This is a genomic window from Xanthomonas vesicatoria ATCC 35937, from assembly GCF_001908725.1.
GTDB lineage: Bacteria > Pseudomonadota > Gammaproteobacteria > Xanthomonadales > Xanthomonadaceae > Xanthomonas > Xanthomonas vesicatoria.
The window spans coordinates 2,477,100-2,489,240 of record NZ_CP018725.1 but is presented as its reverse complement, the minus strand read 5'-3'; the positions used below and the strand labels follow the sequence as shown (position 1 = coordinate 2,489,240).

Below are 12,141 nucleotides of genomic sequence, written 5' to 3'. Positions count from 1 at the left end.
GGCGCGTTGCAAGCGTGTCGAAGGTTGCGTGCCGTCGGCCGCGCTGATCACCCCTTACGCACCGGAGCGAACCGAATGATCGACCTGTACTACTGGCCCACCCCGAACGGCCACAAAGTCACCTTATTCCTGGAAGAGGCCGGTCTGGACTACACCCTCAAGCCGGTCAACATCGGCAAGGGCGAGCAGTTCGAGCCAGCGTTCCTGCAGATTTCGCCCAACAACAAGATGCCGGCCATCGTCGACCACACGCCTGCCGATGGCGGTGCGCCGCAGGCTGTGTTCGAGTCCGGCGCCATCCTGCTCTACCTGGCCGAGAAGACTGGCCGCTTTCTACCGCGCGATGCCCGCGGCCGCATCGCTGCACTGGAATGGTTGTTCTGGCAGATGGGCGGGCTGGGACCGATGACCGGCCAGATGGGCCACTTCAACGTCTACGCGCCCGAAAAGATTCTCTACGCAATCGACCGCTACAACGCCGAGGTACGCCGCCTGCATGGCGTACTCGACAAGCGCCTGGCCGACCACGCATTTCTTGCCGGCGACGATTACGGCATCGCCGACATGGCCAGCTATCCCTGGCTGGAAGTCTATGGCGACCTCAAGCCCGACTTCGCAGCATTTCCCAATCTGCAACGCTGGCACGCCGCCATCGCCGCTCGCCCGGCCACCCAACGCGCGTATGCACTCAAGGAGAAGGTCAACCCCGACGCAGGCAAGCCGCTCAGCGACGAAGAGCGCAAGCACCTGTTCGGCAAGCGCTGAGGCAACGTCGTGGGAGCGGTTGCGCAACTGTACAGACGGCGAAAGCGGCTGCTGCTGCGACTGCACAGCAAGCAGCAAGCAGCAAGCGGCAATAGCATCACCACTCGCAGTGGTAGCAGTAGCAGCGCAGTAACCGCACGCGACATCATCGCGGCGGCTCAAGCCCCTCTCCCACCGGGAGAGGGGTTGGGGTGAGGGTACGCAAGTAGCGCCAGACCTACCGCGCCCTGCAATCATGCTTCGCATGAAATGCGCATGCAGCAGCTGCAGCGCGCCCATTGCAACCAGCTCGCGCGCACTTTTGCCGCACAAAGCAGAGCAACCACACCCTCAGCGCACCCCTGCATCGCACGCACACAACCACGCGTACAACTCTGATCTCGCACACGCATCATCGCCACGCTTCTCAAACGCTCCACGCGCCCGCATCCTGTGCGCTGTCTCCAGACAGGATCTTCAATGCGCGCCCTGTTCGCCGCCCTTGCCCTCATGCTCACCACCGTCCCCATGGCCCACGCCGAAAAACTCACCCTGGAGGCCATCACCGGCCCGTTGCCGCTGTCCGGCCCGACGCTGATGAAACCCAAGGTGGCTCCGGACGGCTCGCGCGTGAGCTTCCTGCGTGGCAAGGACAGCGACCGCAACCAGCTGGACCTGTGGGAATACGACATCGCCAGCGGCCAGACCCGCCTGCTGGTCGATTCCAAGGTGGTACTGCCCGGCACCGAGACCTTGAGCGATGTCGAAAAGGCCCGCCGCGAGCGCCAGCGCATCGCCGCGCTCACCGGCATCGTCGATTACCAGTGGGCGCCGGATGCGCAGGCGCTGTTGTTCCCGCTGGGTGGCGAGTTGTATCTGTACGACCTGCACAAGACCGGTGTCGCCGCAGTGCGCCAGCTCACCCACGGCGAAGGCTTCGCCACCGATGCCAAGCTCTCGCCCAAGGGCGGCTTTGTCAGCTTCGTGCGCGCGCGCAACCTATGGGTGATCGACCTGGCCAGCGGCAAGCAGCTGCAGCTCACCGGCGATGGCAGCGACACCATCGGTAACGGCGTGGCCGAGTTCGTCGCCGACGAAGAAATGGACCGCCACACCGGGTACTGGTGGGCGCCGGACGACTCGGCGATCGCGTTTGCGCGCATCGACGAATCGCAGGTGCCGGTGCAAAAGCGCCCGGAAGTCTATGCCGACCACACCGAGGTGGTCAGCCAGCGTTACCCGCAGGCCGGGCAGCCGAACGTGGCCGTGCAACTGGGCGTGATCGCGCCGCGCGCCGGTTCCGCGCCGAAGTGGATCGACCTGGGAAAGCACCCGGACATCTACCTGGCGCGCGTGGATTGGCGCGATGCGCAGCGGCTGACCTTCCAGCGGCAATCGCGCGACCAAAAGACCCTCGAGCTGATCGAAACCACGTTGGCCAGCGGCAAGCAACGCACGCTGATCACCGAGACATCGCCGACCTGGGTGCCGCTGACCAACGATCTACGGTTTCTCAAGGACGGCCGCTTTGTCTGGAACTCCGAACGTAGCGGTTACGAACACCTGTACGTCGCCTCCGAAGACGGCGCCACGCTCACGCCGCTGACGTCCGGGGCCTGGGTGGTGGATGCGCTACTGGCCGTCGACGAGCAGGCTGGCCTGGTGTACTTCTCCGGCAGCAAGGACTCGCCCACGCAGACCCACATCTACGCGGTGCCACTGGCTGGCGGCGCGATCGAAAAACGCTCGGCATCCCGTGGCACCCATGCGGCCAGCTTCGCCAACAACGCCAGCGTGTATGTCGACACTTGGTCCAACACCACCACACCGCCGCAGATCGAGCTGTTTCGCGCAAATGGCGAAAAGATCGCCACCTTGCTCAAGAACGACCTGGCCGATCCGCAACATCCGTATGCCAGATACCGCGATGCGCAGCGCCCGATCGATTTCGGCACGCTCACCGCAGCCGATGGCAAGACGCCCTTGCACTATCGGCTGACCAAGCCGGACAACTTCGACCCGGGCAAGCGTTACCCGGTCATCGTCTACGTGTATGGCGGCCCCGCTGCACAAACCGTGCTCGATGCCTGGCCCAGCCGTGGCGATGCGTTGTTCGATCAATATCTTGCCCAGCGTGGCTATGTGGTGTTTTCGCTGGATAACCGCGGCACCCCGCGACGCGGCCGCGACTTTGGTGGCGCGCTATACGGCAAGCAGGGCACGGTGGAAGTGGACGACCAGTTGAAGGGCGTGGCCTGGCTCAAGCAGCAACCCTGGGTCGATGCCAAGCGCATCGGCGTGCAGGGCTGGTCCAACGGCGGCTACATGACGCTGATGCTCCTGGCCAAGCACAGCGATGCCTATGCCTGCGGCGTGGCCGGCGCACCGGTCACCGATTGGGGCCTGTACGACACCCACTACACCGAGCGTTACATGGACCTGCCGGCCGGCAATGCCGATGGCTATCGCAACACGCGCGTCGCCACCCATCTGGACGGCCTGCATGCCAAGTTGCTGTTGATCCACGGCATGGCCGACGACAACGTGCTGTTCACCAACTCCACCGCGCTGATGAGCGAGTTGCAGCAACGCGGCACCGCATTCGAGTTGATGACCTATCCAGGCGCAAAGCATGGCCTGTCCGGCACCACGGCATTACATCGTTACAAGACCGCAGAAGCCTTCATTCAGCGCTGTTTGATGCCGTAATACAGACATCGTGTGGCTGCGCGTTGTCGCAGCCACACGCAATGCCATCGGATTCCAAGCCTGATCGACGATGCGCGCCACGCGTGCCGTATTCGGAGAAAAGCGACGACGCCCTTGCTTGGCATGTAACGTGCTTCGGCTATCGCATCTGGGTCGTTGTCGGCGTGCTCTTGGCCGGTACACGCGGTGTGCGCCCGGCCACACGCCTCATCGGTTGCTCACTGCGCTGCAAAGGATCTGCCATGTCACTTCCGCCCCCGCTTCCAGGGTCACCGCAACGCGGCGTGCGAGCGCCCGATTTCTGGAGCCGCAACTGGAAATGGATCGTGCCCGGTATCGGGTTGGCGCTGTTTCTGGTGTTGGCGTTGGTGGTCGGTGCGCTGGTCTACGTGATCACCGGCGCGGTGAAATCCAGCGATGTCTACCGCGGTGCGCTGCACATTGCGCGCGCCGATACACGGGTCATACACGCGCTGGGGACGCCGATCGACGAGGCGTTTCTGCCCGATGGCAGCGTCAGTTACGTCGGTCCACTAGGGGAGGCGCATTTCAGTGTTGGCCTGCACGGGCCGCGTGGGCAGGGCAGTGTGCAAGTGGACGCCACACGCAGGCACGGCCGCTGGACGTACCAGAGGCTGACATTCGCCAGCACACAGGCCGCCCCGATCAGTCTGTTGCCCACCGCGCAACCGCCACCCTGCCCACCATGACCTAAGACGCATTGCCGCCACCGCTGCAGATGGGTAGGGTCGCGCTACTTCTCCTCGCAGATGTTCTTCCATGAAACCACTTGTCGTTGCTGTCGCGCTCGTTCTGGGCACCGCGTTGCCGGTGTCCCAAGCCCCGGCCCAGAGCCAGACGACCAAGGCCGCGCCGGCCCAACGCCCGACGCCGGCCTGGGTGCAGACCAGCAACGGCTATGCGCAGATCCTGCTCAACGCGCAGGCACCGTTCCAGCCCGAGTACGCCAGCTTCTTCGGCGTGCCTGGCTATGACGATCATGTCGTGGACCTGGGCCCGGACAACGCCGCGCGCTATCGCGATGCCATGCGCAAGGCGCGTGCCGCGTTGCAGGCCAAGCTGGCGACCGAGCGTGATGCCAACGTACGCCAGGACCTGCAGATCATGATCGGCGCGGCCGAGCAGAATATCGAAGGCAGCGAGCTCAACGAGCGCTATCTGCTGCCCTGGAGCGACGCCCCGGAGGCGGTCTTCAGCGGCCTCAATGGTCTGCTGTCCGACCAGACTGTGCCCGAGCGCCGCGCCAAGGCGCTGGACCGCCTCAAACGTTACGTTGGCCTGGTGCCGGGCAGCACGCCGACCACCACGCTGGCGCGCCAGCGCTACGAGGAAAAGCTGGGCAACGCCGCGTTGCTGCAGCCCACCCAGCGCGAAGTGGAGCAGGCGCTGGCCAATGTGGACACCTACGTCGCTGGCATCGGTGAGCTGTTCGCCAAGTACAAGATCGCCGGCGCCGACGAAGCGCTCAAGGCCATGTCCACCCAGCTCAAGGACTACGCCAATTGGACCCGCACCAAGGTACTGCCGAAGGCACGCAAGGACACCCGCTTGCCCGAGCCGCTTTACGCGTACCAGCTCAAGCAGGTGGGCATCGATATCGCCCCGCAACAGTTGATCCAGCGCGCGCAACTGGAGTTCATGGAAACCCGCTCGGCGATGCGCCAGTTGGCCCCGCTGGTGGCCAAGGCCAAGGGCGTACAAGGCGATGACTACGTGCAGGTAATCCGCGCGCTCAAGGGCAACACCATCGCCGACGACCAGCTGGAAACCCATTACCGCGGCGTGATCGACCAGATCGACCCGATCATCCGTCAGCAGCGCATCGTCGATGTGCCTAACCGTCCGATGCAGATGCGCCTGGGCAGTGCCGCCGAAAGCGCCGCACAACCGGCGCCGCACTTCCTGCCCGCACCGCTGATCGGTAACACCGGCCAGCAGGGCCAGTTCGTGCTGCCGCTGGGCAACCCGACCGCTGACGGCGGCAAGAAGGAGCAGTACGACGACTTCAATTTCGGCTCGGCCGCCTGGACGCTCAGCGCGCATGAAGGCCGCCCCGGTCACGAACTGCAGTTCACCGCCATGGTCGAACGCGGGGTCTCGCTGGCGCGCAGCCTGTTCGCCTTCAACTCGGTCAACGTCGAAGGCTGGGCGCTGTATGCCGAAGCCGAAATGGTGCCGTACGAGCCGCTCGACGGCCAGCTGATCGCCTTGCAGTTCCGCCTGCTGCGCGCTGCCCGCGCCATGCTCGACCCGATGCTCAACCTGGGCCTGATCGACCGCGAACGTGCGCGCCAGGTGCTCGAAGACGATGTCGGCCTTTCGCCGGCCATGACCCGCCAGGAACTGGACCGCTACACCGTCCGCGCGCCCGGCCAGGCTGGCAGCTACTTCTACGGTTACACCCGCATCCTCGAATTGCGCATGCGCACCGAACTGGCCCTGGGCAAGAAGTTCGATCGCCTGGCCTTCAATAACTTCCTGCTCGACCAAGGCCTGCTGCCACCGGATCAGCTGGCCAAGGCGGTGGAGACGCAGTTCATTCCGGCGCACGCCAAATAGCGGCAGAACGGCTGCCGGGTTCAGCGGCTCAGGACCCTGCTGCACTCTCCAAGCCGGAGTATCGAATGCCGTTGTGCGTCAGCATTGCGACATCAGGCAGTCGATGGAGATGCGTTTGCGCAAATATGCGTTAACGCGCCTTCGTCAGCGTTCGTTTCTGGAGTAGGTAGGCAAGGTTTCGGCTCATACCGCTCGGGCTGAAATCAATGCTTGAACGGAACCATGTCCGCAGGCTTTTTACCGGTCCAGTCGCCCGTCTTGTTAGCCTTGGGGCAGACGCTGACGTACTGGAAATACGCCGTGAAGGCCCGTTGCGACCAGCCCTTGCAGTAATTCGTATCCGCAGTCGTCGGAAACGGACAATAGGGCGCAACGGGTTTTATGGTTGCCTGGATTGGGTCCAGTGGTGCCCAGTGGTGGTCTGGGTCCGCACAGCCGTCCGAGCAAAAAAGAAAAGGATCGTTCATGCGGCATACCAACGTTACACCCGTGGTCTGTGCCGCCGCCTGTCCAACAAAGCATCCCGCCAACATCAATATCCCTATCCAGCTTTTCATGGCTATTCCTTAGGTGATTGAGATCAAGGGTGACGCTTTGCCAAGTGCGAGTGATGTCTTGCGAGTCAGCAGCAACCCTGTGGTGAACCATCGCCTGGCCAGCTCAACCTGTCCGCCGGCGGAGGATACTGCATCCGATTTGGCGTTTCACTACAAGCCGGCCTAGAGCGCTTTGTGGCTAAAGGCAGAAAAAAGGCTAGTCCCTGTTGGTACTGGCGTCTTGCGGGTCGAAAGCGTCTAAATCCAAGTCGAGCGGTTTACTGGTTAAGCGGTGAGCGAGAAGCATCGCTCGCCCCCGCCGGCACCCAGATCGCCATGCCCGCTGCGCGTTTCTGCGTGGTCGGAATGCCGATGCCCAAGCCGCCGCCTACGCGGCCGCCGTAGCTGCCGCCGCCGACCGACAGGCCGCCGCCGGAGCGCTCGGAGCCGACGCCAACGATGACCACGCCGTTGGCGCCGAGCTTGGCCGCCTCGCGCTTGAGCCGCTGCACGGCGGCATCGGTCTGGCCCTGGGTGCCGAAGCCGGCGGCGCTGGTGGATTCGAGTTGGGCGATCTCCACCGAGCCGACCGGCGCGTGCGAGTAGACCTGTACCTGGGCGGGGTCGATCGGTGCGCGTGCCTGGCCGAGCATCACCTTGGAGCTGCTGGCGCAACCGGCCAGCAGCAGGGCCAGTGCAGCGCCGACGACGAAATGCCTGTTCATGATATGGCCCCCTTGAATGATGGTGATGACGGCGATGATCCGGCGCCCGGACTGAAGAGTGGCTAACACGGGCTAGCGCCGCCGTCAGGCGGGTGCTGGCCACGCGGAGTCGCCGAAATGGACGAACGGTCCAGTTCGCGCGGGCACCCGCCGGGCCACCTAACGGCGGCTGCGCAATGGGGCTGTCGGCCACACTGCGTCGCTCCGGACCTTGTCGCACCCTAGCCACGCCCATGTGAGGCTGCTGCCAAGCCGCCATTGGTCAGGGTGACCACCCGCCCACGGCATCTTGGCAGGCCGCCCGTTAAGCTTGGCCTTTCTTCGACGGACGAGGTGGCACGTGGGATTGATCAGCCTGCTGTGGGGCATTGTGGCGTTGCTGTGGATGGTCCTGGCCTTCATCCCGTTGTTGGGCTGGGGCAACTGGTTCCTGATCCCGTTTGCGGCGGTGGGCGCGCTGATCGCGGCAATCGCGCTGTTGTTCACGTCGGCGGGCAATCGCGGCCGGGCCAAGACCGGTCTGCTGCTCAACGGTCTGGTGATCGTGGTCGGGGTAATCCGCCTGAGCCTGGGCGGCGGGGTGATCTAGCCGTTGCAGCGCTGCGACACTGCGTCGCAGCGCGTTCTGCGTGGGATGGCGGGCGTAAACTGATGCGTTGTCTAAAGGAGCCGCGTCATGGCCCATCCGCACTATCGTCCTCGCCGCATGCGCCACGACGCGTTTTCGCGTCGGTTGATGCGCGAAAACACGCTGACCACCGATGACCTGATCTGGCCGGTGTTCGTGCATGAGTTGTCCGGCCGCGCGCCCATCGCCTCGATGCCGGGCGTGGAGAGGCTGTCGCTGGATGAGTTGCTGCGCGAGGCGGAAAACGCGCTGGAACTGGGCATCCCGGTGATCGATCTGTTCCCGGTGATCGACCCGGCCGGCAAGAGTCTGGATGCCGCCGAGGCCTGGAATCCGGACGGCCTGGCGCAACGTGCGGTGCGCGCGCTCAAATCGCGCTTCCCGGAGCTAGGGGTCATGACCGACGTGGCGCTGGATCCGTACACCACGCACGGCCAGGACGGCATCATCGATGACACCGGCTATGTGCTCAACGAGATCACCGTCGAGGCGCTGGTCAAGCAATCGTTGTCGCATGCGCAGGCCGGCGTGGACATCATTTCGCCGTCGGACATGATGGACGGCCGCATCGGCGCGATCCGACGTGCGCTGGATGCGCAGGATCACCTCAACGTGCGCATCATGGCGTATTCGGCCAAGTACGCCTCGGCGTTTTACGGCCCGTTCCGCGATGCGGTGGGCAGCGCCGGCAATCTGGGCAAGGCCGACAAGACCACCTACCAGATGGATCCGGCCAACGGCGACGAGGCCATGCGCGAGATCGCGCTGGATCTGGAAGAAGGCGCGGACATGGTGATGGTCAAGCCAGGCATGCCGTACCTGGATGTGGTGCGCCGGGTGAAGGAAGAGTTTCGCGTGCCGACCTTTGCGTATCAGGTCAGCGGCGAGTACGCGATGCTCAAGGCGGCGGCGGCCAATGGCTGGCTGGATGAGCGCAAGTGCGTGCTCGAGGCACTGATGGCCTTCAAGCGCGCCGGTGCCGATGGCGTGCTGACCTATTTCGCGCCGCAAGTGGCGCGCTGGCTGCGCGAAGGCTGAGCGCCTCATACATGCCGAGTGACTGACGTTGTGGTGGCATCTCTCGTGGATGCCGCTGCAGGTGCATCCGGTGCGGTGAACCAGGCGCCGATGGTCTTGTCGGATCTTCGGCAATTTGCATGGACCTGACGAGCCGGACGCGCGTCCAGGACACCCGCCAGCACGCCGTTTGCCGGTGCCGCGGGGGCGGCCGAAGCGGCCGGCGTTGCCTGCCGCTGCAGTGGCACTGCGTCATCAGCACTGCGCATGCCGCGCGACATCGCCGACGATGCGCTGGCAGTGAGCACCACCGGCTGCGGCGCGGTCGCGGTGGCAAGGATTTGATCTGATTCGGCACGATTGGCTTCCTGCACCTGCCACGTTGTCGGCCTGACAACACAGGCCGACAATCTAGAGTTGGATGCCGATGCGCAGGCATCGTGGTCGGGCAAGGACGTCGGCGCAATCGCACCCGATCCACTCGCCGACTGCGATAACGATTCTCATCTACAATAGCGAGCCCTGCTGCTTCAGGTTATTCGCGCGTGTTCAAGACGGTCGTGTTCCAACTGCACTGGTTGCTCGGCATCACTGCCGGTCTGGTGCTGTCGGTGATGGGCGTGACCGGCGCGCTGATGTCCTTCGAAAACGAAATCGTGCAGCTGGCCAACCCGGCCATCGCGCAGCTGGCGGTGCGGCATGCGGCCGGCGAGCGTGCGTTGCCGGTGAATGTGTTGCTGCAGCGGCTCGACCTGCTGCCGCGCGACGCAGGAAAACAGCAGGCAGTGACACGCATGCTGATCGATCCCACTGGCGCGCGGCCATCCAACGCACGCTTGGCGGGCAAGGGCGGCCGACGCGTGTACTTCGACCCTTACACCGGTGAGCGTGTCGCCCCACCGCGCCTGAGCGGCGCGTTTGCGTTTATCGAAGACCTGCACCGCGATCTGACCGCGGGCAAGCGCGGCCAGGCAGTGACCGGGGCGTGCACCTTGATCCTGGTGTTTTTTTGCGCGTCCGGGCTGTATCTGCGTTGGCCGCGGCGCTGGTGGAGCCTGCGAACCTGGTGGGTGGTGGAATGGCGGCGGCAGGGGCGCAGTTTTCTGTGGAGCCTGCACGCGGTGTTCGGCACCTGGTGTCTGCTGGTCTATCTGCTGGTCGCGCTGACCGGACTGACCTGGTCGTACGAATGGTACCGCGACGGCATGGTGGCCTTGCTCGGCAAGGAACCCGCCATGCGCGGCGACGGCGGCGATCATCGGCCGGCGACGGTGGATTTCGCGCGTGTGCAGTGCACCCTGGACGGCATCCCGGGCACCCATCACGCCGCGTTGGATCTACGCGTCCCCACCCGTGCCGGGCAGCCGATGAGCGTGCGGTTCTTGCCGGACCGGCCCGACCACGACCGCGCCTACGACAATCTGGAAATCGATGCCGCCAGCGGCGCGCTGCTGCGTCGCCAGGATTACGCGCAGCTGCCGCGCGGCCAGCAGTGGCTGGTGAGCATGTTCCCGCTGCATACGGGCAGTTTTTTCGGTTTGCCGGGGCGCATCGTGGTGATGCTGGCGAGCATCGGCATGTCGGTGTTCTTCATCAGCGGCTGGATGCTGTACCTGGATCGCCGCCGCAAGAAGCGCGCGTTGCGCGCCGCACGCGTGGTGCTGCAGAGCGCACCGCCGGCCTCGCAGGCCGAGCCTTGGTTGATCGCCTTCGCCAGCCAGAACGGCTTTGCCGAGCGGTTGGCCTGGCAGGCGGCCGGGCATCTACAGGCGGCCGGCCTGCCGGTGCAGGTGCGCGCGCTGGCGCAGGTGGATGCGCAGCAGCTGCAGGCCACCCGGCGCGCCTTGCTGGTGATCAGCACGTTCGGCGATGGCGAGCCGCCGGATGCCGCGCGCGTGTTCGAGCGCGAACTGCTGCGCCAACGCATCGCCTTGCCGCAGCTGGCTTATGCAGTGCTGGCGTTGGGCGACCGCCAGTACGCGCAGTTTTGCGGGTTTTCGCGGCGCATCGAGCAGTGGCTGGACGCGCAGGGCGCACGCGCGTTGTTTCCTGCCGTGGAAATGGACAACGCCGATCCGCAGGCGCTGGCGCAATGGCATGCGCAGCTGGCGCAGATTGCCGGTGCGCCGGTGGCCGCTGTCGCGCTGACGCGGCCGCGCCTGACGCAGTGGACGCTGTCTTCGCGCACGCATCTCAACCCCGGCAGCGAGGGTGCGCCGATCTGGCGCATCGACCTGCAGCCACCGCTCCAGGCGCACTGGCAGGCGGGCGATATCCTTGAAATACAGCCCGCGCAAGCCGACGTGCAGGTGCGCGCATGTCTGGCAGCGTGGGGCCTGTCGCCCGATGCGTTGGTGCATGTCGATGCCCAGTTGCTGCCGCTGCATCAGGCCGCCGCCGAGCGCGTGCTGCCGCTGACGCCGGCCACGCCGCCGGTGCCGTGCCCCGATCCACAGGCCTGGCTGGATGCCTGCGACTGGTTGCCCACGCGCGACTATTCGCTGGCCAGCGTGCCGGCCGATGGCGTGGCCACGGCGGTGGTGCGCCTGACCACCCGTAGCGATGGTAGTCCGGGGCTGGGCTCGGGCTGGTTGATCTGCCATGCGCCGATGGGGGCAGGGGTGCGCGCGCGGTTGCGCACCAATCCCGGCTTCCACCGCGTCGATGCGGCGCCAATGGTGTTGATCGGCAACGGCACCGGCATTGCCGGTTTGCGCGCCTTGTTGCGCGAGGCCGAGCTGGCCGGCGTGCACGGGCATTGGCTGCTGTTCGGCGAACGTCATGCCGCACACGACCGGCTGTTGGCCGATGAACTACAGGGCTGGCAGGCGAGCGGTCACCTGCAGCAACTGGATTGGGTGTTCTCGCGCGATCAGCCGCACAAGCGCTACGTGCAACATCACCTCCGCGATGCCGGCGACGCGCTAAGGCACTGGATCGATCGCGGCGCAGTGATTTACGTCTGCGGCAGCCTGGACAGCATGGCGCGCGAAGTCGACGCCACGCTGCGCGAGCTGTTGGGCGACACCCGCGTGGACACGCTGACCGCGGCGGGTCGCTATCGGCGCGATGTGTATTGAGCGCGGTGATGGCCGCTGCATCACCGCCTTAGCCCGGCTAGCAGAGCGTGGTGACTGAGCGTCAGGCCGGTGCGCAGAGTGCAGAACCGAAGGCCGCAATGCACGACGGAGACATACCGATT

Annotated in this window: 9 protein-coding genes; 7 read left to right on the top strand and 2 right to left on the bottom strand. The window is 65.2% G+C overall.

All coding sequences use genetic code 11. The features are described from left to right. Nucleotides 1-75: 75 nt before the first annotated feature. The 4 genes from BJD12_RS10950 (at nucleotide 76) to BJD12_RS10935 (ending at nucleotide 6,033) form a co-directional block, all read left to right on the top strand. The gene (locus BJD12_RS10950) at nucleotides 76-765 is read left to right on the top strand and encodes a glutathione binding-like protein (protein WP_005989397.1); all 690 of its coding nucleotides are present in this window, start codon (nucleotides 76-78) and stop codon (nucleotides 763-765) included. A gap of 459 nt (nucleotides 766-1,224) precedes the next feature. Beyond that, nucleotides 1,225-3,453, top strand: a complete 2,229-nt coding sequence (locus BJD12_RS10945; protein WP_005989395.1) for a S9 family peptidase — start codon at nucleotides 1,225-1,227, stop codon at nucleotides 3,451-3,453. A gap of 242 nt (nucleotides 3,454-3,695) precedes the next feature. After that, complete coding sequence (locus BJD12_RS10940) at nucleotides 3,696-4,163, top strand: cytochrome c oxidase assembly factor Coa1 family protein (RefSeq protein ID WP_229003520.1); 468 nt, start codon at nucleotides 3,696-3,698, stop codon at nucleotides 4,161-4,163. A 70-nt stretch (nucleotides 4,164-4,233) separates the two neighbouring features. Next, nucleotides 4,234-6,033, top strand: coding sequence for a DUF885 domain-containing protein (locus tag BJD12_RS10935; RefSeq protein WP_005989392.1), 1,800 nt, complete (start codon nucleotides 4,234-4,236; stop codon nucleotides 6,031-6,033). 203 nt (nucleotides 6,034-6,236) lie between these two features. Here the strand turns inward: BJD12_RS10935 and BJD12_RS10930 are convergent, their stop codons facing one another. Both BJD12_RS10930 and BJD12_RS10925 read right to left on the bottom strand, forming a co-directional pair. Further along, on the bottom strand, nucleotides 6,237-6,590 hold the full coding sequence (locus tag BJD12_RS10930; RefSeq protein WP_074059372.1) for a hypothetical protein: 354 nt from the start codon (nucleotides 6,588-6,590) through the stop codon (nucleotides 6,237-6,239). A 257-nt stretch (nucleotides 6,591-6,847) separates the two neighbouring features. Further along, nucleotides 6,848-7,294, bottom strand: a complete 447-nt coding sequence (locus BJD12_RS10925) for a hypothetical protein (RefSeq protein ID WP_005989388.1) — start codon at nucleotides 7,292-7,294, stop codon at nucleotides 6,848-6,850. 346 nt (nucleotides 7,295-7,640) lie between these two features. Between BJD12_RS10925 and BJD12_RS10920 the strand changes: the two genes are divergently transcribed. From BJD12_RS10920 to BJD12_RS10905, 3 genes are all read left to right on the top strand, one after another. Further along, nucleotides 7,641-7,883: a hypothetical protein gene (locus BJD12_RS10920; protein ID WP_005989387.1), complete on the top strand. Its 243-nt coding sequence runs from the start codon at nucleotides 7,641-7,643 to the stop codon at nucleotides 7,881-7,883. Nucleotides 7,884-7,970: 87 nt separating this feature from the next. Then, on the top strand, nucleotides 7,971-8,960 hold the full coding sequence (gene hemB, locus BJD12_RS10915; RefSeq protein WP_042827698.1) for a porphobilinogen synthase: 990 nt from the start codon (nucleotides 7,971-7,973) through the stop codon (nucleotides 8,958-8,960). Nucleotides 8,961-9,484: 524 nt separating this feature from the next. Further along, on the top strand, nucleotides 9,485-12,019 hold the full coding sequence (locus BJD12_RS10905; protein ID WP_005989384.1) for a PepSY domain-containing protein: 2,535 nt from the start codon (nucleotides 9,485-9,487) through the stop codon (nucleotides 12,017-12,019). The last annotated feature ends 122 nt before the right edge of the window (nucleotides 12,020-12,141 follow it).

Coding starts and splice junctions, on each gene's coding strand:
- BJD12_RS10950 (WP_005989397.1), top strand. CDS start 76: ATGATCGACCTGTACTACTGGCCCACCCCGAACGGCCACAAAGTCACC.
- BJD12_RS10945 (WP_005989395.1), top strand. CDS start 1,225: ATGCGCGCCCTGTTCGCCGCCCTTGCCCTCATGCTCACCACCGTCCCC.
- BJD12_RS10940 (WP_229003520.1), top strand. CDS start 3,696: ATGTCACTTCCGCCCCCGCTTCCAGGGTCACCGCAACGCGGCGTGCGA.
- BJD12_RS10935 (WP_005989392.1), top strand. CDS start 4,234: ATGAAACCACTTGTCGTTGCTGTCGCGCTCGTTCTGGGCACCGCGTTG.
- BJD12_RS10930 (WP_074059372.1), bottom strand. CDS start 6,590: ATGAAAAGCTGGATAGGGATATTGATGTTGGCGGGATGCTTTGTTGGA.
- BJD12_RS10925 (WP_005989388.1), bottom strand. CDS start 7,294: ATGAACAGGCATTTCGTCGTCGGCGCTGCACTGGCCCTGCTGCTGGCC.
- hemB (WP_042827698.1), top strand. CDS start 7,971: ATGGCCCATCCGCACTATCGTCCTCGCCGCATGCGCCACGACGCGTTT.